We start from the raw sequence: 22,391 nt of genomic DNA on the forward strand, positions 1-22,391 counted from the left end.
TTGTACTAAAAAGCAATACACCCCTCTTTTCTCATGTAGCTGGTATTGCTTCGTACGTACGGTACACTATTAAAGATAGTAAAATTTGGAAAGCATCCCCAAAACACCCTGTCAAAGGATCCGAAGCTTGGCGAAGCTAAGAAGCAGGGTACGTTCGCCGGCCTCGTCAAAGGCAATGATTGCTTTCCGATCGGATCCGCTCGCATCGATCTTCGAAACCGTACCAAAACCGAACTTCTGGTGCTCAACGCGCTGCCCCTCCGTAAGTGCAGAGGTATCACTGGGCGTAAAATCTGCAGAAGGCGTATGAGCGGGGGCGGCAGGCGCGCGCGGCGTCAGCAATTGTGCGGGGGTCTTCGCGGCATAAGACCGGGCGCCCGTTCCTTTGGGTCCGGCATCGCGCGTTTCCTTCTCCACTACAGGCCCCTGCAAATTCAGGAAACGAGGGTCCACCTCCATCAGGAAGCGGCTCGGCTCACACATCTTGAGCCGGCCCCACTGGTAGCGGCTCTCGGCATAACTGAAAGTAAGCTTCATTTCAGCCCGGGTAATGGCCACATAAAACAATCGGCGCTCTTCTTCGAGGTCCTGTCTGCTTTCCAGCATCATCTGGCTGGGAAACAGATCTTCCTCCATTCCGACGATGTAGACGTTCCTGAATTCGAGACCTTTAGCAGAATGGATTGTCATCAGGGTCACCCGGTCCCGGTTTCCGTCTTCATCCGGCTCATCCGCATTGGTAAGAAGCGAGACCGACTGCAGAAAAGCGCTCAGTGTCACATCTTCATCTTCATCTGCCTGGTCCACAAACTCTTTCACCGCGTTCAACAATTCCTGGACGTTCTCGTAGCGCGACAATCCCTCTACTGTTTTATCCTCGTGGAGCTCTTTGAGCAAACCGGAGGCCTGCGCAATGTGGCTCGCTATTTCATATGCATTCTTGCCCATTTCCGTAAGAATCCGGAAACTCTTGATCAGGGTAGCAAACTGCTCTATAGGCACGGTAACCCGCCCGGAAATAAACTGGTTTACCTGGCTCACCACCTCCCAAAGCCCTACCCCGTTTTCCGAAGCGGTTACCACCATTTTCGCGACGGTAGAGTCGCCAATCCCCCGCTTGGGCAAATTGATGATACGCTTGAAAGCTTCTTCATCCCTTTGGTTGACCGTAAACCGGAGATAGGCAAGCAGGTCCTTAATTTCCTTGCGTTGGTAAAAGGAGAGGCCGCCGATGATCCGGTATTTAATTCCCCTCTTCCGCAGGGCTTCTTCAAATGCCCGGGATTGGGCATTGGTTCTGTAGAGGATGGCAAAATGCTCGTTGGTCAGGTTGTCGCGCATTTTTTCCTCAAAAATAGACGTAGCTACCAACCGTCCCTCCTCGTTATCCGATCCGGCTTTCACGACATCGATAGGAAGTCCTTCCGTATTCTGTGTGAAAACATTCTTCTGGAGCTGCGCTTTATTTTTGGCAATAACCGAATTCGCGGCATTCACAATGGTTTGCGTGGACCTGTAGTTCTGCTCGAGCTTTACTACGGTCACATCCGGGAAATCACGTTCGAAATTCAGAATATTCTCGATGTTCGCCCCCCGGAAGGCATAGATACTCTGCGCGTCGTCACCCACCACACAAATATTGCGGTGTACGGCAGACAATTTCCTGGTAATAAGGTACTGGGACACGTTGGTATCCTGAAACTCATCTACCATTACATAATGAAACCGGTGCTGGTACTTGTGAAGCACCTCCGGAAAATCGCGGAAAAGCACATTGGTATTAAACAACAGATCATCGAAATCCATCGCATTGGCCTGGAAACAGCGAACACTGTAAGCCTTGAAAATCCGTCCGATTTCGGGGAGCTTGCTTGTGGCATCGTCGGCCTGGATCATCGGGTTGTTGAGGTAGTCATCTGCCGAAACCAGGCGGTTCTTTGCCCCGGAAATGCGGTTCAGTACAACATTCGCCTTATACAACTTGTCGTCCAGGCTGAACTCCTTCACAATAGTACGTATGAGCGATTTCGAATCATCGGTATCATAAATGGAGAAATCACTGGTATAGCCCAGGTATTTGGCCTCGAACCTCAGGATCTTTGCAAAAACGGAGTGAAAAGTACCCGACCAGATATTCCGGGCTTCCAGTCCAATTGCCTTTTCAATCCGTTCGCGCATCTCGCCGGCGGCTTTGTTCGTAAAAGTCAGCGAAAGGATGCGGAAAGGATCCACTCCGTTTTCTATCAGGTGTGCGATCCTGTAAGTGAGCACCCGGGTTTTGCCCGAACCAGCACCTGCTATGATCATCATTGGCCCTTCTCCATGCAAAACCGCTTTTCGCTGGGGCTCGTTTAAAGTAGATAAGTAATCCTTCATTATGAACTTTTTCCCGGATACGGGTGAGAAAATAATACCCTACATACACCTGTTACAGCAAGCGCATGGTACACACAAAGATAAAAAAATGTATGCTCCCCGCCGCCATTATACCGGCGAAAAGCCAGGGGCTAACCACCGGTCAGGAAACCGGGGCGAATACAATACCATGAACTTTCCAAAGGCCTCTCAGGTCTTGTGCCGGCACACTTATGCTGCCACCCAGCGGGTTATCGGAATGCAGGGTAAGGTACTGCCGGGTAAGCAGTTCATTTTCACGAATGCGTTTGACAACAAAAAAATCACGGTATACCACCGCAAAGACGCCGCCGGACTGGTACATCCAGTCCCCCTGGTTCACTTCCGTTGCGATGATGCGCGCGCCATCTACCAATTGCGGGCTCATGCTATTCCCTGACACCTCTATCACCACCGGCTTTTTCAGGAACCCCACCGCATCTTTGTGCACCTGGTACGCTCCGAAATCCGCATAGCCGAAGCCCTCGGTGTAGGTCTCCACGAAAGTCGCATGGAACTTCACCGGCAAATAGGGCACGTCCCGGTAAGGCTCGTCCACAGCCGTTTGCCTGACTCTCGCATTCCCGTCCCGCAATACCGGCAAAACACCTCGCAACAGGTAATCGGCGCTGACCTGCGGGTAGCTCTGAAGGATACGCGCAATGGTATCGTAGGAAGGATTGGCCCGCCCGTTAAGAATATTGTAAAATTTGGAAGAATTTTCCCCCAGATCCTTCGCAATCTGGTAGATTGTGATGCCCAGTGCTTCAAAAACTTCTCTTAAGCGTTCCTGTATAGTGATTTCTTCCTCCATTATGGATAGAGCCTGATACTGTTGTATTTACAAACTGTTTGCCCGCTGCCATCCTGGTCAGAAATCCGCTGCTGCGCAGGCAGGGTCCGCAAGCCCCCGCAATATAATACAACTCTATCATATTTCCATCATCATACGTTTTTCTTTGCAACCAGGTATGAGGTTTGGGGTATGAGGTATGAGGTTTGAGCGCGGCGGCAAACAAAAGCAAATCTCTCACCCCTCACACCTCATCGCTCACACCTACCTTCTGTTTTTCTTTACAAACCGCTACCTTTGCGGAATGGGTATCAGGTATGAGGTGTGAGGTATGAGGTTTTAACGTCGCAATGACGGCAGGCAGCAATCAGAAGCCAATCTCCAACCGGCCCACCCCTCACACCTCATGGCTCACACCTTTATAAACATGAAATTCAAAGACTACTACAGCCTTTCCGAAATTATCAAAAGTAATTTAACGAAAGCCGGCTTCTTAAAGCCTACTGACATTCAATACAAAGCCATTCCTTCCATCCTTCGGGGGGAAGACGTGCTTGCGGTGGCGCAAACCGGCACCGGAAAGACTGCAGCATTCGCCATACCGGTAATCCAGAAGGTCATGGAGCTCAACAATGCCTATCGGAGCGAGGGGATCAAATGCGTGGTAATGGTACCGACCCGTGAGCTGGCCCTGCAGGTAAGCGAAGTCTTTCAAAAGATAGGACGGGGTACCGGCGTCGCTACATTCTGCGTATTCGGCGGCGTTGAACAGGCCCCTCAAATTGCGAAGCTTGAGAAAGGAATTGATATCCTGGTCACTACGCCGGGACGAATGTTTGACCTTTCCAGCCAGGGCTTCATCCGGCTGAACCGGGTAAGAATCCTGATCCTGGACGAAGCCGACCGGATGCTCGACCCCGGGTTCATCAAAGACATCCGCGACGTAACGGAAAGAGTACCGCCAAAGCGACAAACGTTGTTTTTCTCGGCTACAATCGACGAGAACATCAAACGTCTTGCCTATTCGCTGGTAACCAACCCCATCCGGATACAGGTTTCACCCAAAGACCCCGTGGCCAAAAATATCCGGCATGCGGTTTCCTTCGTCGAAATGGACGATAAACGCTTTTTCCTCGAGCGTATTATCAAAAGTAACCCCGACGACAAAATCATGGTGTTTGTCCGTACCAAAGTACGTGCCGAAAGGGTAGTAAAAGCGCTTGATCGCCTCGGCGTGCCGGCAATCGCAATTCATGGCGACAAAGACCAGGCGGAACGCTTTGAAATGCTTGACAGGTTCCGGTCCGGAAGCGTACGGGTGCTTATCTCCACCGATGTAGGAGCGCGGGGTATCGATATCCCTGACATTGATATGGTCGTGAACTATGACCTTCCGGAAAAAGCGGAAAATTATGTCCACCGGGTAGGCCGGACCGGCAGGGGCGTGCGGAAAGGACAGGCCATTTCCTTTTGCAGCGAGGATGAAAAAGGACTTCTCGCCGAAATTGAAGCTTACATTACAAAACCGGTTAACCGTATCGACATTTCTACCGAAGCACACCGGGACATCGTAGAGGCCAGCGCCGAATACAAACCCGACCTGCAGGCAGTGCTTAAAGAAATAGAACAGTACGAAAATCGGAAAAAGCGCAGGAAAAAGAATTGAGCGGACTTCCGCGCCGTTATTTCGACCTTGGAGTGGAGATGACAATGGAATGTTAAGTTGCTAGTAATTAACAGATTAACAAACATTGTCAATGGTAGCGGAACGCAGTGGAGCCGAAGATCTCCTGTTATTGGAAAAATCCTATTTAAAGGATTAAATCCGGGGAACGGGAGATTCCTCGGCTGCGCTCGGAATGACCGTCCGGACGGCGCATCCATCCGTAGTTTTGTCAATAGTAGCGCATCTGCCGGAGGGTCATCCTGAGCGGAACACAGTGAAGCCGAAGGAGCTCCTGTTGTTTGAAAAATCCTATTTAAAGGATTGGGTTCGGGGAGCGGGAGATTCCTCGGCTGCGCTCGGAATGACCGTCCGGACGGCGCACCCATCCGTAGTTTTGTCAATAGTAGCGCATCTGCCGGAGGGTCATCCTGAGCGGAACGCAGTGGAGCCGAAGGATCTCCTGTTACTAGAAAAATCCTATTTAAGAAATTGGGTACGAGGAGCGGGAGATTCCTCGACTGCGCTCGGAATGACCGTCCGGACGGCGCACCCATCCGTAGTTTTGTCAATAGTAGCGCATCTGCCGGAGGGTCATCCTGAGCGGAACGCAGTGAAGCCGAAGGAGCTTCTGTTGTCAGAAAAATCCTATTTAAAGGATTGGGTACGAGGAGCGGGAGATTCCTCCGCTGCGGTCGGGATGACCCTCCGGTTGGAGCACCCATCCGTAGTACTATCAATAGTAGCGCATCTGCCGGAGGGTCATCCTGAGCGGAACGCAGTGGAGCCGAAGGATCTCCTGTTGTTAGAAAAATCCTATTTAAAGGATTGGGTGTAGAAAGAGGGAGATCCCTCCACTGCGGTCGGGATGACCGTCCGGTTGGTGCACCCATCCGTAGTACTATCAATAGTAGCGCATCTGCCGGAGGGTCATCCTGAGCGGAACGCAGTGGAGCCGAAGGATCTCCTGTTGTTAGAAAAATCCTATTTAAAGGATTGGGTGTAGAAAGAGGGAGATCCCTCCACTGCGGTCGGGATGACCGTCCGGTTGGTGCGGCTCCAAACCTGTTGTTGTCAATGGTAGCAAAACGAGGTAAAACCGAAGGATCTCCTCTTTCTATAAAAAGTATTGCAAATGTGAACCGACAAAAAAAGCCCTTCACCAGGAAGGGCCAAAAAAACGCAGTAATCGTACAGTTCCTAGAACTGCAAAGTACCTTTTTCGTAAGAATCTCTCAATACCGCCTCGATACCATTCTTGTTGATGGTACGGATAGCCGAGGTAGAAACCTTCAAAGTCACCCATTCTCCTGTTGAAGGAATGAAAAAACGCTTCTTCTGAAGGTTCGGATAAAACTTACGCTTGGTTTTATTGTTCGCGTGAGAAACATTGTTTCCTACACGTGTTCTCTTTCCTGTAATTTGACAAACTCTGGCCATGACTTTCAAATTTCGATTCTGTAAAAGCGGAGGCAAAGGTAAGAAAATAACTTATGAATGACAATGTTACCTCTACTAATTTTCAAATTTATTGTTTAGGCCGGATAAAACTAACTTTGTATCTTTAGGCAAAGAAACCTGAACGGACGTTACGAACATGACTATCGACTATTCCATACTTTCCCCGGGGGCCCAGCACTTTATTGACCTGGAGGCGAGGTATGGAGCGCATAATTACCACCCGATGCCGGTCGTCATCGAAAGAGGCGAAGGTATTTTCCTGTGGGATACCGACCAGAAAAAATATTACGACTTTCTTTCTGCCTACAGCGCGGTCAGCCAGGGACATTGCCATCCCAGGATTATCGCAGCCCTCACCCGGCAGGCCGGGCTGCTTACGCTTACTTCCCGGGCTTTTCACAACAACCGCCTCGGCGATTGTGAAAAGTACATGAGCGAATATTTTGGATACGACAAGGTGCTGATGATGAATTCCGGTGTTGAAGCAGGTGAAACCGCGCTCAAACTTACCCGGAAATGGGCCTATAAAGTAAAAAAGATACCGGCCGGAAAGGCGGTTGTCCTTTTTGCCGAAGGAAATTTCTGGGGCAGAACGGTAGCCGCCGTCTCAGCGTCGACCGATCCGGACAGCCGGAACCATTACGGACCGTACCTTCCCGGGCTGGAAACCATTCCCTACAACGATCTTGCGGCACTGGAGCATCAACTGGCTACCAATTCTCATATCGCCGGGTTTATGGTTGAACCCATACAGGGCGAAGCGGGCGTGATTGTGCCGGATGAAGGCTACCTCACCGGCGTCAGGAAGCTTTGCAGCGACTACAATGTTCTGTTCATTGCCGACGAAGTACAAACCGGTCTGGGGCGTACCGGCAAGCGGCTGGCATGTGACTGGGAGGACGTCAAGCCGGATATCCTGGTGTTGGGCAAAGCCCTGTCCGGCGGCACGATTCCCGTTTCGGCCGCGCTGGCCGACGACGAGGTAATGCTTACCATCCGCCCCGGCGAACATGGCTCAACTTTCGGCGGCAATCCGCTGGCATGCGCAGTGGCTATGGAAGCCCTCAGCGTCATCCGGGATGAAGGCCTGGCGGAGAATGCGCAGAAAACAGGCGAAATTTTCAGAAGCCGGATGCGGGAACTTCAACAGAAATCTCAACTTATTGCAGAAGTAAGAGGAAAAGGATTGCTGAATGCCCTGGAGATCGCTGCTCCGGAAAATGCGCCCATCGCTTCGGAAATATGCATGCGCCTGATGGATGCCGGGTTATTATGCAAGCCAACCCACGGCAACAAAATAAGATTCGCCCCACCGCTTACCATCACCGGCCCGCAGATGCTCGACGCCTGCGCAATTATCGAGGACACCTTTCAAAGCATCTAATAGGGCTTAGAACCGCCTAACTATCAAAGACATGCGCATTTCCGGACTGGCCAGATCGCTTTTGTTGCTCATCACAGCAGGAGCCTGTCAAGACAAATCCCTCCCCCCTTTTGTTACCGACACGGAAACCAATCACTGGATCAACCAGCAAATGCAATTGTGGTACTATTGGGACAACAAGCTTCCGGCCCGGCCCGACTATACACTGCAGCCCGAGGCTTTTTTTTCGAGCCTGCTCTACCGCTACGACGCGACCGCCCGGCCCGACGGCGACCGGTTTTCCTGGATACAACAAAGCGCCGATGAATTAAAATCGTATCTCAGCGGCGAGGCGGTTACTTATGGCATGGAGTACCGGATCATAACCATACCAGCGATTCAAAAGACGCTTTTTAACGTCCTTTACGTATTGCCCGGCTCTCCCGCCGACCAGGCCGGCATCAAAAGAGGAGATTTTTTCAGCGAAATAAATGGTAAGCCCGTCACTAATGCGAACTATGCTTCGCTACTCGCCGGTTCTACCGCAAAAAGCTTCCAGGCGGTACGCTATAACACCGAAACCAACCAACTTGAGCCCCTGGCATCTGTCTCAGTCACACCTGTCAAATTCCAGGAAGACCCTGCACATTACCAGGAGGTCAAAACAATCGGTACAAGAAAAATTGGCTACCTGGTGTATCATTCGTTTTTCCCGTCCACCAACGGCACGAACGATCAGAAATACGACAAAAAACTGGAGAGCATTTTCAACGACTTTAAGAACAAACAGGTCAATGAATTGATCCTCGACCTTCGTTACAACTCGGGTGGATATGTGACTTCGGCAGTTCAACTGGCCAGCCTCATTGCCAAAAATGTGGGTAACAGGCCGGTTTTCAGCATTAAAGAGTATAACCCGGAAATTACGGCTATTCTGAAAAAGCGGTACGGTTCGGATCATTTTGAAGACCGCTTCCTGGTCAAACCCCAGAATATCGGCGGACAGCTGGAGAAAATATACGTTCTTACCTCCAGATGGACTGCATCGGCGAGCGAACTGCTGATCAACGGGCTGCTCCCTTATATGCCTGTAGTGCTGGTAGGCACGACCACCTCAGGAAAGAATGTAGGATCCGTGACGCTCAGCGACCCAAAAAACAGGACCAACTGGGGACTACAACCCATTGTCTCCAAATCGTTCAACAGCCTGAAAAAATCGGATTACTCAGGAGGTTTCCACCCTGATTACGAGGCTATTGACGGTATCCAGCTTTATCCCTACGGAGACCTTCGTGATCCTTTGCTTCAAAAGGCTATCGAGCTGATTACCGGTACCGATCAGCAGTCTGCTGCCCGTACATCTTCCGAGAAAGGCGGGAACACGTGGTCTTTTACAGAAAACGCGTCAAGCCTCTCCAATCACCCCGCTGACGGGAGCATGTTCGAGATACTTCCTGAAATTGGCGTAATTGAATAACCCGGCAACCGCAGAACCGTCACTTACAAGAGCGACGGCCATGCCAGGATTACTCGTTATAAAGCGTCGAAAAATATACGTGCAATTTCACCGACCCTTTCGGCAGGATCAGGCGATCGAGCGTATTGCTGTAAGTCGACTCCGCATTGCCGGTTGCCGCAATCGGCCCTATCAGATAGCCGACAGTAGAGGCCTGCTGTAACTTCGACAACGCCATTACCTCCTGGCTGACGTCAATTTCATAATACCGCAGATTCTCCTCCGCTTTATGCTCAAATGTGCCCACCTGCACAATATTGTCACCGGTATTCGTCCAGTCGCTGTTAGGGCCCGTCCGGTAAAGCGCAATCCGTTGGGGAACCGCCATACCACGGGTTTCCTCATTTCGCGGCAACTGGATCCGGAGAAAAGCACGGTTGACAATGACCTTGCCGTGCTCCGCACCAAACTGTTGCAGAAAAGGAAAGTCCAGGCGTGTCATCAAACCCACGCCCGACTGAACAACGCTTACACCATCGGTCAGATCAGTCGAAAGCTTTTGTCTCGGCTGTTTCAGTTGGTCAAAAACGGTACCGGTCCGGTTGTTCGTGATTTGGTTGTAAAACTGCCCGATTGCCATGCTTGTCACATGCTTCACTTTCCCGTCCGGTCCGTCTACATGGTAATGGAGCAATATATTGGTCTTATCCTGGGCATAACCTAGAAAGCCCACACCGTTGCTTCGTTCGGCAACCAGTGTTATCCCCTTGAAGTACTTCAAAAGCGCCTCCTGGTTTTTTATGTTGTTCGCTTTGGCTTCTGTAAACAACCTCACACCAAGCTCGTCGGAAAGACGGATCCGAAGCGAGTCACTACCTTTCGGGCGCGGAAAAAAAGAAGTACGGCCCAATGGGGCAACGCTGTGCGGCACTTCCCTGTGGTTGTAAAAAGGGCCGCGCGTAATATCAGCCAACAGTTCGTGCGCGGCTACCTGGTACAACTTGGTCGTGTCACCATAGTAATAGCCATATTTGCTTACGAAAACAATTGAGTCATACACCGCCCGTTCATCCACAGAGAGACCCGCGGCGCTGACCAGCAGGTTCGCTTTGGCCTGGATGCTCCCCAACACCTGGTCACTGAACAACCCTGCCAGCATAAAACCACTGGCAGTATAGAGGGAGTCCTTCATAACAGTAGACCGCAATACAGTCACGGTGTCGGTAAACACCACCTGCAAATTGTCCGTATTCGGCCTTATCAACGCTACGTTCTTGTCACCCCATTCACAGCCCGCTGTGATCATTGACACGATCAGAATCCCGATCCATCCCTTACGCAGGGGACTAAGCAACCTTTTTAAATGAATATGCATCCTTAATGAAAAACCAGCTCTCTTTTTATTAATGAGATGGTAAAATTAGCCAAGGGGTTTCCTCCCGCAGCGGGAAATAGACTAAATGACCAACTGTGTAGACCAAATACCTATTTATTTAAATGCAGTCAAAAAGGCGGGCAGATGTGGAATATATAACATTTCTTCGGAAATTGCGGAGAATGCTTACCTGGAAGAACCCGCTGATCCGAGAATGAAAAAATTTAACTGCATTGTTTTGGACGACCATGACGATACGCGGGAGCGTACCGGAGAACTTGTTCAGCTCACTTCTTTTTTTAACCTGACCGGGAGTTATTCGAACATTTTCGAGGCTATGGCGGGATTATTGAACCAAAAGGTCGATCTGATGTTTTGCGAGACGGAAATGCAGGGCTTTTCGGGATTGGATTTCGTGGCCAATATTATTGACCGGCCAAAAGTGATTTTTGTAACCGCTCACCGGCAGTTTGCGCTGGAAGCCTTTGATCTGAATGTGGTGGACTACTTATTAAAACCTATTCATCCTGAAAGATTTACCGCCGCCGCCCATAAGGCCTGGATCCAGCTCAACCACCGCGAGAAAAAAGACAGCGAAAACGGCGCCCCCAGCACCGAATACCTCTTTGTCACTTCCAATTACGCGCTTATTAAAATCAACCTGAAGCAGGTTACCCACATAGAAGGGCTGAAGGATTACGTAAAAATTTACATTTCGGATCAACAAAGCCCGATCCTTACGCGTATGACGATGAAAAGCATCGAAGAAAAGCTCCCTCCCGATATGTTTTTCAGGGCGCATAAATCGTTTATTGTTTCGATCGCAAAAATTGATGTCATACGCAACCAGAGAATACAAATTGGCAATCACTTAATACCGGTCAGCGATAACAATTATGATATTTTTAAGCAGCGCTTAAATGCGTGAGAAGTCGTGAGACCATTTGTCTACACAATTTGTCATTTCATCTCAAATGTTTTTTTTATACAGGGTGTACGCTCAATTTTGCGCCCTCTTAATTTTAGAATACCAATGCGTATTACAACATCTTACAACCTCATGTTAAACCTAAAAACAAGAATTGTAACCATTGCAATGTTAGCATCCTCGGTGCTGTTCCTCGGCGCCTGTAATGATGAAGACGTTGAACCAGAATATATTGGGAATTGGTACCAGACGGGGCTGCCGGATTTTGAAGGGATAACGCGGAGATCTGCCGTTGGTTTCACGATCGGGGAGCTAGGATACGCGGGGTTGGGCTACTCGGCCAACCAGGAGCGGCTTAAGGATTTCTGGGAATACAACCCGGTGCAAAAATTCTGGACGCAGAAAGCGGCTTTCGGCGGGACTGCCCGTCAGGACGCGGTAGCGTTTTCAATAGGCAATAAGGGTTATGTAGGAACAGGATACGACGGGGATTACAAGAGTGATTTTTGGGAGTATGACCCGGCAAGCAACAAATGGAAGCAGGTGGATTCTTTGCCGTCCACCTCGGGTTCCGGAGCCAGACAACAGGCGGTCGCCTTTACTTTGGGAAACAAAGCTTATGTAGGCCTTGGTTTCGACGGCAATTACAAGCAGGATTTCTACGAATACACACCGGATGACAAAGGAGGAAACTGGAAACAGATCACCAGCTTCATCGGCGGGAAGCGTCAGGGAGCCGCAGCTTTTGTAATCGGTGATAAAGCATACGTAGGTTTCGGACGCGGCAACACGGCTGTCAACCACAGTGATTTGTATGAATTCAATCCGGGTGCAGAACAGGTGTGGGTTGCCAAAGCTGAACTGACCGATCACCCCCGCACCAACCCGCTGGCCGTTTCGCTGAACAACAAAGGATATATCATCGGCGGTATCCAGGCCTCTTCGCTCAAAGATGTATGGGAATACGATCCGGTTGGCGATGCCTGGACCCAGAAAACCAGCTTTGAAGGCGGACAGCGCTCCTATGCAATCGGATTTTCACTTAAGAATGTGATCTACTACGGCACCGGGACTTCAGGCTCTTTCCTGGACGACTTCTGGGGCTTCGATCCGTCCGCTACCCAGGTTGACGACGACTAAAAAAGAACGATATTTGAAACAAGAAAGGGAACAGTCGATGTTCCCTTTCTTGTTTTCTACCTGAATATTCTCCACGTCGGCTATGTCAAGAAGAAATAAGACCCTGCTTCTCCTGGTTTTCTCCCTGGTCGCGTTCTCGCTGTTTGTCTATATCCGGAACGCCAGCAGAAAACCACCCCTCTCGTACAAGACTTTTGAAACCCCCAACGGGTGGGGTTACCGGGTTTTCGCCGCGGATACCATGCTGGTGATCCAACAGGAAACCATACCCGGAATGGAAGGAACCCGGGGTTTTGATTCCGAACAAAAAGCGGCCAGGACTGCAGCATTCGTCATTTACAAAATCAAGAAAGGCAACTTTCCCCCTACGCTGGAAAAAAAGGAACTGGATTCACTGGAAGTACTCTAGTCGCCAAAGCATATCTCAACCCTGTCTCAACCCGGATGAAACTGATCAAAAGGATATTAATAACTCTCGCCGTTGTCGGCCTTCTCCTGCTGGCACTCCTGGCGGGCCTGGTTACTACCCCTGACACGACACCCCTGCACGACACCGGTTATTACAGGCAATGGAAAGCCCTTCTCGACAGCACGCAGGTAAGCAGGCTCGAGGCTGGAGAAACGCTCTATGCCGGCTGGTCCAAAGTCGGCATCACACCCGATCTTCCCGGGCCTATGGCCGGCTATGGCAAGCGAAGAGGCAAACCCTATACGGAGGTACTTGATTCGGTTTTTGTCAGAACGATTTTCCTGAAAAACGAATCCTCGCGGGCGGCAATCATCAGTGCAGACCTCTTAATTATTCCGCCTACGGTCATACAGCAATTCCGGAAACTGCTGACTCCTTCCGATCTTCCTTTCGAATCTCTTTATTTTGGCGCCACCCACACGCACAACAGTGTCGGCGGCTGGGGAAAAGGTATTTCCGGGCTGTTTTTCTCCGGGCCGTACAACGCCGAGGTTGAAAAAAAGCTCGCTGAAGCCATGCTGCAATCGCTGCGTGAGGCACAACAAAAACCGGCCCCAGTCCGGTTTACCTATAAAGAAGGGTATGACCACGCCAACATTGCCAACCGCCTCATTGGCGACAAAGGCACTACCGACCCCGAAATCAGGGCTTTCGAGCTCTCCGATTCATCCGGACGTGTAGTTGACCTGGTTTCCTATGGAGCGCATTCCACGGTTTTGAGCTCCAAAACCATGGCCCTATCCCGCGACTGGCCGGGCGTACTCCTCGACTCCCTGGAGCAGCCGGCCGGGCATTTTGCGGTTTACCTAGCCGGCGCCGTGGGCAGTATGGCACCCAACAGCCAGGGCGGAACCGACATCGAAGCCATGGCCGCCCAGGGCAACGGCGTGCTGCAATCCTTCCGAAAAGCCGTTCCGGACTCCACGCTGACAACGCCGGTATTGAACTCGCTGTCGCTCCCGCTCCCGCTCGGCGACCCGAAACCGAGGCTGACTACCCGCTGGGCGCTTCGCTCCTGGGCGTTTAACCGCCTCTTCGGTGAATACCCCCAGGAAATCAAAGCACTCCGGATCGGAAATGTGCTCATGGTAGGCGTACCCTGCGATTTCTCCGGCGAACTGGTAGCACCGCTTGACCAGTATGCCAGAAAAAAAGGTTTGAACCTGATGGTGACCAGCTTCAACGGGGGATATACCGGCTATGTAACCGATGACCGCTGGTACAATCTGGACAAGTACGAAACCGTTACCATGAACTGGTTCGGGCCGCACAAAGGCGCCTATTTCCAGGAAGTAATAAAAGACGTTATCGATTTACTTCAATAATCTGCGGGCACGATTATTATAGTAACTTACCCGACGAAGTTTCCGGGCAAGTAAAATAAATCTAACTTTGCGCCATGCAAAAGGAGGCCATACTTAAAAATCCACATCAGTTGAGCGGTCAGCTCCGGCTGAAAATCTTAGAAATGTACTATAACGCAAACGCGGGCCATATTGGCAGCTCGCTCAGTTGCGTAGACCTGCTGATTGCCGTCCTGTTCCTGAATAAAGACGCAAGCGACACCTTCATTCTCTCCAAAGGCCATGCTGCCGCATCGCTTTATGCGGCGTTGAACCTCCTGGGCGAAATTCCGGATGAGGTGCTTCAAACCTATTACCATGACGGCACCCGGCTTCCGGCTCACCCCGGCGCCGGACAATTTGAGGGAATTCCTTTTGCCACCGGCTCGCTCGGACATGGCTTCCCGATCGGCTCCGGAGTAGCGCACGCTTCAAAAGTATCCGGTTCTGATTCCTATGCCTACGTCGTAATGTCGGATGGCGAAACCAATGAAGGAACCTCCTGGGAAGCCGCTCATTATGCCATACAAAACAAGCTGGACAACCTGATTGTCGTCGTCGACCGGAATGGTTTGCAGGGTTTTGGCCGTACCGATGAAGTACTCGGCACCACGGCCGACACCGAAAAATGGCGCGCCATCGGCATGGATACACTGGAAGTGGACGGACACGATATAAAGGCCCTGCACCAGGCCATAGAATGGCTCAAAAGCCGGAAAAACGAAATCCCCAAAATGATAATTGCCAATACCACCAAGGGGAAAGGCGTGGGTTATATGGAGAACAGACTTGAATGGCATTACCTGCCCATGTCTGCTGAGCAGTACGAAGAGGCCGTCCGGAATGTCTCAGAGGCCTATTTAAACGAACTTACGAATGCCTGAAAGCTTATCTGCTCACGATAAAATTGCCCGGCTTAAAGGGCCTGTTTTTGTTTTCGGCGCCAGCGGATTTATAGGAGCCAATCTCTTCGAAGCTATTCTAAAGGTCAGGAAGGATTGTTACGCGCTCACGCATGATGCAACCAAGGCCTGGCGACTGAAAGCCTTGAATGTACCGTTTGACAATATTGTACATTGCGACATTGTCTCTCCGAATTCCGTACGGGAGGTATTTGAGAAGTACAACCCCGGCACGGTTTTTAACCTGGCTGCCTACGGTGCGTACAGCAAGCAAAGCAACCTGGCGCTCACCTACGAAACCAATGTAATCGGCACCGTCAATTTACTGGAACAGTGCCGGGCCGGGATCACTTACGTCCATGCAGGCAGCAGCTCCGAATACGGCCTGAATTGCACGGCGCCGGGAGAAGAGGATAAAGCCGAACCCAACAGCCACTACGCAGTTTCTAAGGTTTCGGCCTCTTACCTGATTGAATTTTATGCCCGGACCTACCAGGTCCCGGCGATCAACCTGCGGCTCTATTCCATTTACGGCCAATGGGAGGAGCCTGACCGGCTTATTCCCAGGCTGATTGAAAATGTCCGGCAAAACCGGCTTCCTTCCCTGGTATCGCCCGACATCAGCCGGGATTTTGTCTATATAGACGATTGCGTGGATGCTTTCCTGGAAGTTGCCCTGCAGATCAGTCCCGCAACCTCAGGAAAATCCTATAACGTCGCGACCGGGAAGAAAACCACCATCGGCGACCTGGTTGCGCTAGCCAAAGAGCGTTTTTCTATCCCGGAAGAACCCCGCTGGGGAAGCATGGGCAACCGGAAATGGGATCTGGCAGACTGGTACGGAGATCCTACCCGAATTTCTGAAGACTTTGGCTGGAAAGCGAAAACTCCGCTTGCTGAAGGTCTTGCAAAATACCGGCAATGGCAGGATGACATCCACTACGAAGCCACCATTATTCCTGCCTTCGAAAACCCGAAGCTGAACCCGGTCATCACCGCCATCATTGCGTGCTACAAAGACGCGAAGGCAATTCCGCACATGTATGACAGGTTGGTGAAGACGTTCAACGAAATGAAGGTCCGCTATGAGATCATTTTTGTGAATGACAACTCCCCCGACAACCAGGAGGAAGTTATCGATGCCATTTGTGAAAAAGATCCCAACGTAATCGGGATCAGCCACTCCAGGAATTTCGGATCACAGTCTGCTTTCCTGAGCGGGATGGAGATTGCGACCGGTGATGCAGTGGTGCTGATGGACGGCGATTTACAGGACCCGCCGGAGGTGATCCCTCAATTTTACGAAAAATGGATGGCCGGGAACGACGTCGTCTACGGAGTGCGCGTGCAGCGGGAAATGAAACCCTGGCTTCATGTTTTCTACAAGACGTTTTACAAGGTCTTCCAGAGCATGAGCTACATCCCCATTCCCCGAGATGCCGGCGACTTTTCCCTGATTGACCGGAAAGTGGTAAAAGAACTCGTGGCCCTGCCGGAAACCGAACAATTTCTGCGGGGGCTCCGCGCCTGGGTGGGCTTCAGACAAACCGGCGTACCCTATGTGCGCCCGGAACGGATGTTTGGCGTTTCCACCAACAACTGGCGTAAAAATATAGGCTGGGCCCGCAAAGCCATTTTCAGCTTCAGCTTTACGCCGCTAGAAATGATGAGCTATGCAGGCTTCCTGCTTACCGGTGTTTCCATTCTGGGCATTATCTGGCAGATACTTGCGAAATTCGTATTCTTCCCCGATACGCCGCGCGGTATGAGTACTGTCATCATCCTTATTGTTTTCTTTGGGGGGCTTACCATCCTGGGTATCTCCTTCCTGGGGGAATACATTTCCAAGATTTTCGAAGAGACCAAGAAGCGGCCCAAGTTTATACGGACAAGAATCCGGGCCGGCCAACGTCTCTACCACTCCGCGGATGCTATCCGGGAACTTGTGGAAAAGAGAAAAAAGTAAGTAGTGATGGCCACGAATTCACGAATGAAATTGCTTTTTCGTGAATTCTGTACAACGAAGTACAAGTGCCTGATCGTCACACGCTGGGTTTCTATTGAGTTTATGTTCAAGGATAAAAGGCCTTCGACAAGCTCAGGCACCATCCGGAGAACACCATCCGGAGAACACCATCCGGAGGACACCATCCGGAGGACACCATCCGGAGGACACCATCCGGAGGACACCATCCGGAGGACACCATCCGGAGGACACCATCCGGAGGACATCATCCGGAGGACACCGTCCGGATGGTGGGTGAGCCCGTCGAACCCTTTTTATGCCCCAAACCCACTGCCTTCGTATGTTCAAACAGGGCAAAATCAAACACTTGAAGAATTTGTTGTACAACTAAATCAGGTCGTCCGGCCCGCTGGAATTGGTGGCTCTTACAATCCCCGGGGCCGCACTATTGACAATAACCGGGATGAGGTGATTTTTTCAAAAGAACCTTTTTTTCACGACGCCACGGTCCATTTCTCACCATTCTGCAAAAGAACCGTCGGCATTCCTCCAGATCGGGTTCTTCCAGTCGTGGCCTGTTTTTGCCATTTCAACGACTTTTTCCTCATCGATTTCCAACCCGAGACCGGGTTTGTCCAATAGATGAATATACCCTTCGTCTACCCGAAGCGCCTCCGGATTTTTCACATAGTCAATCAAATCAATTTCTCCGTTATAGTGGATGCCCATGCTGGTTTCCTGGATAAACGCATTGATGCTCACAAAGTCGAGGTGCAGGGCCGCAGCAAACGAAACCGGGCCGAGCGGACAGTGAGGCGCCACCGCTACATCATAAGCCTCCGCCATGGTCGCAATTCTCCGGACTTCGGAAATCCCGCCGGCGTGGCTCAGATCAGGTTGCACAATATCCACCGACCGGTCTTCAAACAAACGCTTGAAATCCCAGCGGCTGAACATCCGCTCGCCGGTCGCAATCGGTGCGCTGGTCATCTGCTGCAATACCTTCAGCGACTCATTGTTCTCCGACAATACCGGCTCTTCTATAAACATAGGTTTTACCGGCTCCAGCTCCTTCATAATCACCTTTGCCATCCCGCGGTGAATCCGGCCGTGAAAGTCCAGCCCTATCCCCACATCGTCGCCTACGGCTTCCCTTACCACCATGGCCCGATCAATAATCTCAGACACTTTTTTCGGTGTGTCAATCCATTCCATATCGGACGAAGCATTCATCTTAACCGCTTTAAATCCGGCAGCCACGCGTGCTCTTGCCGCTTCCGCTACATTCTCGGGACGGTCCCCTCCTATCCAGCTATAGATCTTCATTTTATCCCGGACCGGGCCGCCCAATAACTCATAAACGGGAACACCGAGAGCCTTCCCGCGAATATCCCAAAGCGCCTGGTCAATTCCTGAAATCGCGCTCATCAGTACAGGTCCGCCCCTGTAGAAGCCACCGCGGTACAACACCTGCCATATATCTTCAATCCTGCGCGCATCCTGGCCGATCAGGTAACCGGAGAGTTCCTCTACCGCCGCCTTTACCGTATCGGCCCTCCCTTCCACAACAGGTTCGCCCCAACCGGAAAGACCGTTGTTCAGGGTAATTTTCAAAAACAGCCACCGCGGTGGCACTTTGTACAACGAAATACTTTTAATAGAAAAATCCTTCTGCTCTGACATGGGTAGGTCGTAAGGTGAATAACAATCAAAGGGTGATAAATGACTTGTTTACTGAAGCCAGGCTTCCGTAATTACACGTAATATTCGTAAATAGAAGGCAAAAACAGTATTTTGGAGTTTTCAAATACCTTTTTCTGCCGATCAAACTACTTTTCACATGCGTGATTCACAATTTTCCCGGCGCGCTTTCATCAAAAACACCACCGCTCTGGCCGCCATCCCCTTTCTTTCACCGGAGCTGCTGAAAGCCGAAAACAAGACCAGCCAGGAGTTTCCCAAAATCCATATTTTCTCGAAGCATCTCCAGTTTCTCGACTACGAGGCCATGTCGGACGTGGTCCGCGAGATGGGATTCGACGGCATAGACCTGACCGTTCGCCCAAAAGGCCACGTACTGCCTGAACGGGTCGAAGACGACTTGCCGAAAGCCGCCGAAGCAATGCGGAAAGCCGGCCTCTCCCCTTCCCTTTTCTGCACGGCGGTAGAAAGCGCCGTCAATGCGCAGGACGTCAGGCTGCTTCAGACCGCCTCGAAACTGGGCTTTCAATACTACCGCATGAACTGGTACCGCTATCCGGAAAACCAGACGCAACCAGCGGCGCTTTCGAGCTTCAGTCAAAAAATCGGCGGACTTTCCAAACTCAACAAGAAGCTGAACCTGGTAGGTTGCTATCAAAATCATGCGGGGTTGCTGATCGGATCCTCCATGTGGGAGGTATTTCAATTGCTTAGCAGGGCCGATACGCAGAGCATGGGCTCTCAATATGATATCCGCCACGCGGTAGTGGAAGGCGGCCTTTCCTGGCAAAACGGGCTCAGGCTCATCCGGCCGCACATCAAAACCGTAATCCTGAAAGACTTCCAGTGGAGTGACCGGACCGGCAAATGGGCCGCCCAGAATGTCCCTCTGGGACAGGGAATGGTAGACTGGCTGACCTATTTTAAACTTTTAAAACAATACAACGTACAGGTGCCATTTTGCCTTCACCTCGAATACCCGCTCGGAGGCGCTGAAAGCGGGTCATCCAAAATCAACGTCTCGCCGACCACGGTCTACGAAGCCATGAAACGGGACCTTGCAAAGGCAAAAGAACTTTGGGAAAAAGCATAGAAACCCAGACAAATTTCAAGAACATGTCCGATACAATAGTTAACGTAGGATTGGTTGGCTTTGGCCTCTCCGGCAGGTATTTTCATGCCCCCTTTCTTTCAACAATTCCCGGCTTCAAAATAAAGGGAGTGGTTGAACGAAACCGGAATGATGCGCAGGCATATGATCCGGCCATCGAAAACCACAAATCGATTGACAGTCTGCTAAATGACGACGCCATACAGGTTGTTTTTATTTGTACACCAAACGAAACCCACTTTGAATATGCCATGAAAGCCCTCGAAAAGGGCAAGCATATTGTCATAGAAAAACCTTTCGCCAACACCGAAGCGGAAGCCGCTGAAATATTCCGGCTTGCAGAAAGCAAGGGGCTCGTCGCTACCGCCTACCAGAACCGGCGGTGGGATTCGGATTTCCTGACGGTAAAACGTCTTATTTCCGATGACCGGCTCGGGAATATTTTCGAATTCGAAAGCCGCTACGATCGCTACAGGCCCGTGCCGGTTACCAATACCTGGAAGGAACAGGGCGGGGTCGGCGCGGGAAATGTATATAACCTAGGGCCGCACCTGATTGATCAGGCCCTGGTTTTGTTCGGAACGCCCGAAACCGTTACGGCAAATATCAAGTCGCTTCGTGGCGGCAGCGCTATCGATGACTATTTTTCGATCGTTCTTGGGTATCCCGACAAGGTGGTAACCCTTAAATCGAGCCTGCTGGTCTACCACAATGAACCGCGTTATCTGCTTCACGGAAGCAAAGGGTCGTTTTTCAAAGGCGGACTCGACGTCCAGGAAGAAACGCTCCGGAAAGACCAGCTCCCGACAGGAGAAAACTGGGGAGCAGAGCCCGAAAACCGCTGGGGAACGCTCTACTCCGACGCATATACGGGCATTGTTAAAAGTGAGCCCGGGAACTATTCACCTTTTTACCGGAACATTCGTGACTGCGTTGCCGCCGGCGCCCAACCTTTGGTGAAACCCCGGGAGGTGCTCAACACAGCGCGGGTAATCGACCTGGCGTTTAAAAGCGAAGCCGAAAAATCGGTACAACCTTTCTGATGTTCTGTGGTCAATACCTTATTTCCTCCCGAACTATCTCTCTCTGAAATTTGGTTCGTACCTTTGCAGGGCAAATATTGAAAAATGTACCCGGCAAAATGACTGAGCGTTATATGCAGAGAGGCGTTTCGGCCTCAAAAGAAGATGTGCACAAAGCAATCGAGAAGCTTGACAAAGGGTTATTCCCAAAGGCTTTTTGCAAAATCGTGGCCGATACGCTGACGGGGGATCCCGACTATTGCACCATCATGCATGCAGACGGGGCAGGGACGAAAACTTCCCTGGCCTACCTGTACTGGAAAGAAACCGGCGATCTCTCGGTTTGGCGCGGAATCGCCCAGGATGCCATCGTCATGAATACCGATGACCTGCTCTGTGTCGGGGCTGTCGGGCCAATGCTTCTTTCTTCTACCATAGACCGGAATAAAAACCGGATACCGGGAGAAGTCATTGCCGAAATCATCAACGGTACCGAAGAAGTGCTGGAAATGCTCAGAAACCACGGCGTGGACATCCGGAGTACCGGCGGCGAAACGGCTGATGTCGGCGACCTGGTTCGAACCGTAACCGTAAACAGCACAGTGGTAGCGCGGATGCGCAGAAGCGAAGTAGTTGACAACGCGCGCATTCAGGCGGGCGACGTTATCGTAGGCCTTTCCTCTTACGGTCAGGCGACCTATGAAAAAGAGTACAATGGCGGTATGGGCAGCAACGGGCTTACTTCCGCCCGCCATGATGTTCTCGCGAAATATCTTGCCGGAAAATATCCTGAAAGCTTTGACGGAGAAATTGACGAAACATTGGTTTACGCCGGCTCTAAAAAACTGACCGACCCGGTGGAAGGCTGTGACCTCGATGTCGGAAAGCTTATCTTATCCCCCACCCGGACCTATGCTCCGTTTGTGAAAGCATTGCTGGAAGCACACCGGAGCGACATCCACGGGATGGTACATTGCAGCGGCGGCGCGCAAACCAAAATTCTTCATTTCGTCGAAAATTTGCACATTATCAAAAATAATCTGTTACCCGTTCCTCCTCTTTTCCGTCTTATTCAAAGTGAGAGCAAAACCGACTGGAAAGAAATGTACAAAGTATTCAACATGGGTCACCGATTGGAGTTGTATCTTCCGGAAAAGATTGCCGGGGAAGCCATACAACTATCGAAGTCTTTTGGAATTGAAGCGCAAGTGATAGGCCGGGTGGAGCCCTTCCCTACCAAACAGGTTTCTATTCACAGTGAATACGGAGATTTCGTTTACTAGCTGAAGATCAATTAATAAATA

19 protein-coding genes are annotated in these 22,391 nt (G+C 50.9%); 14 read left to right on the forward strand and 5 right to left on the reverse strand.

Annotated elements, in window-relative coordinates; all coding sequences use genetic code 11:
- Positions 1-111: 111 nt before the first annotated feature.
- Positions 112-2,376, reverse strand: coding sequence for an ATP-dependent helicase (locus tag ABD852_RS13460; RefSeq protein ID WP_345029724.1), 2,265 nt, complete (start codon positions 2,374-2,376; stop codon positions 112-114).
- Between the two features lie 142 nt (positions 2,377-2,518).
- Positions 2,519-3,208, reverse strand: coding sequence for a helix-turn-helix domain-containing protein (locus tag ABD852_RS13465; RefSeq protein ID WP_345029727.1), 690 nt, complete (start codon positions 3,206-3,208; stop codon positions 2,519-2,521).
- 406 nt (positions 3,209-3,614) lie between these two features.
- Between ABD852_RS13465 and ABD852_RS13470 the strand changes: the two genes are divergently transcribed.
- From ABD852_RS13470 to ABD852_RS13480, 3 genes are all read left to right on the forward strand, one after another.
- A complete protein-coding gene (locus tag ABD852_RS13470) occupies positions 3,615-4,853 on the forward strand; it encodes a DEAD/DEAH box helicase (protein ID WP_345029729.1) in 1,239 nt (412 codons plus the stop codon).
- A gap of 193 nt (positions 4,854-5,046) precedes the next feature.
- Positions 5,047-5,688 carry a hypothetical protein gene (locus ABD852_RS13475; RefSeq protein WP_345029731.1) on the forward strand — a complete coding sequence of 214 codons (642 nt, stop codon included), beginning with the start codon at positions 5,047-5,049 and terminating at the stop codon, positions 5,686-5,688.
- 30 nt (positions 5,689-5,718) lie between these two features.
- Positions 5,719-5,856: a hypothetical protein gene (locus tag ABD852_RS13480; protein WP_345029733.1), complete on the forward strand. Its 138-nt coding sequence runs from the start codon at positions 5,719-5,721 to the stop codon at positions 5,854-5,856.
- A gap of 194 nt (positions 5,857-6,050) precedes the next feature.
- Here ABD852_RS13480 and rpmB read toward each other — a convergent pair whose 3' ends face one another.
- Positions 6,051-6,290: a 50S ribosomal protein L28 gene (gene rpmB / locus ABD852_RS13485; protein ID WP_345029735.1), complete on the reverse strand. Its 240-nt coding sequence runs from the start codon at positions 6,288-6,290 to the stop codon at positions 6,051-6,053.
- 157 nt (positions 6,291-6,447) lie between these two features.
- Between rpmB and rocD the strand changes: the two genes are divergently transcribed.
- Positions 6,448-7,695, forward strand: coding sequence for an ornithine--oxo-acid transaminase (gene rocD / locus ABD852_RS13490; protein ID WP_345029738.1), 1,248 nt, complete (start codon positions 6,448-6,450; stop codon positions 7,693-7,695).
- A gap of 31 nt (positions 7,696-7,726) precedes the next feature.
- Positions 7,727-9,151, forward strand: a complete 1,425-nt coding sequence (locus ABD852_RS13495) for a S41 family peptidase (protein ID WP_345029740.1) — start codon at positions 7,727-7,729, stop codon at positions 9,149-9,151.
- Between the two features lie 49 nt (positions 9,152-9,200).
- On the opposite strand, the gene ABD852_RS13500 is transcribed toward ABD852_RS13495, so the two are convergent.
- Positions 9,201-10,505, reverse strand: a complete 1,305-nt coding sequence (locus tag ABD852_RS13500; protein WP_345029742.1) for a DUF4270 family protein — start codon at positions 10,503-10,505, stop codon at positions 9,201-9,203.
- Positions 10,506-10,719: 214 nt separating this feature from the next.
- Here ABD852_RS13500 and ABD852_RS13505 point away from each other — a divergent pair, with 214 nt between their 5' ends.
- The 6 genes from ABD852_RS13505 (at position 10,720) to ABD852_RS13530 (ending at position 17,253) form a co-directional block, all read left to right on the forward strand.
- Positions 10,720-11,433, forward strand: coding sequence for a LytR/AlgR family response regulator transcription factor (locus ABD852_RS13505; RefSeq protein WP_345029744.1), 714 nt, complete (start codon positions 10,720-10,722; stop codon positions 11,431-11,433).
- Positions 11,434-11,601: 168 nt separating this feature from the next.
- Positions 11,602-12,573: a Kelch repeat-containing protein gene (locus ABD852_RS13510; RefSeq protein WP_345029746.1), complete on the forward strand. Its 972-nt coding sequence runs from the start codon at positions 11,602-11,604 to the stop codon at positions 12,571-12,573.
- Positions 12,574-12,655: 82 nt separating this feature from the next.
- Entirely contained in the window at positions 12,656-12,982 is a 327-nt protein-coding gene (locus tag ABD852_RS13515; protein WP_345029748.1) for a DUF4907 domain-containing protein, read from the forward strand.
- A 35-nt stretch (positions 12,983-13,017) separates the two neighbouring features.
- Positions 13,018-14,367: a hypothetical protein gene (locus tag ABD852_RS13520; RefSeq protein ID WP_345029749.1), complete on the forward strand. Its 1,350-nt coding sequence runs from the start codon at positions 13,018-13,020 to the stop codon at positions 14,365-14,367.
- 74 nt (positions 14,368-14,441) lie between these two features.
- A complete protein-coding gene (locus ABD852_RS13525) occupies positions 14,442-15,269 on the forward strand; it encodes a transketolase (protein ID WP_345029750.1) in 828 nt (275 codons plus the stop codon).
- Positions 15,262-17,253 carry an NAD-dependent epimerase/dehydratase family protein gene (locus tag ABD852_RS13530; RefSeq protein ID WP_345029751.1) on the forward strand — a complete coding sequence of 664 codons (1,992 nt, stop codon included), beginning with the start codon at positions 15,262-15,264 and terminating at the stop codon, positions 17,251-17,253. Before ABD852_RS13525 ends, ABD852_RS13530 begins: the two co-directional genes overlap by 8 nt.
- Positions 17,254-17,769: 516 nt before the next feature.
- Here ABD852_RS13530 and dgoD read toward each other — a convergent pair.
- The gene (gene dgoD / locus ABD852_RS13535; RefSeq protein WP_345029753.1) at positions 17,770-18,936 is read right to left on the reverse strand and encodes a galactonate dehydratase; all 1,167 of its coding nucleotides are present in this window, start codon (positions 18,934-18,936) and stop codon (positions 17,770-17,772) included.
- 157 nt (positions 18,937-19,093) lie between these two features.
- On the opposite strand from dgoD, the gene ABD852_RS13540 reads away from it, so the two are divergent.
- The 3 genes from ABD852_RS13540 to ABD852_RS13550 all read left to right on the forward strand — a co-directional run bounded on the left by ABD852_RS13540 (position 19,094) and on the right by ABD852_RS13550 (position 22,370).
- Positions 19,094-20,047 (forward strand): sugar phosphate isomerase/epimerase family protein, encoded by a 954-nt coding sequence (locus ABD852_RS13540; RefSeq protein WP_345029755.1) that lies wholly within the window; start codon positions 19,094-19,096, stop codon positions 20,045-20,047.
- A 23-nt stretch (positions 20,048-20,070) separates the two neighbouring features.
- On the forward strand, positions 20,071-21,108 hold the full coding sequence (locus tag ABD852_RS13545) for a Gfo/Idh/MocA family oxidoreductase (RefSeq protein WP_345029757.1): 1,038 nt from the start codon (positions 20,071-20,073) through the stop codon (positions 21,106-21,108).
- A gap of 98 nt (positions 21,109-21,206) precedes the next feature.
- Complete coding sequence (locus ABD852_RS13550) at positions 21,207-22,370, forward strand: AIR synthase related protein (protein WP_345029759.1); 1,164 nt, start codon at positions 21,207-21,209, stop codon at positions 22,368-22,370.
- The last annotated feature ends 21 nt before the right edge of the window (positions 22,371-22,391 follow it).

Origin of the sequence: Ravibacter arvi, assembly GCF_039540405.1 — a bacterium.
Lineage (GTDB): Bacteria > Bacteroidota > Bacteroidia > Cytophagales > Spirosomataceae > Ravibacter > Ravibacter arvi.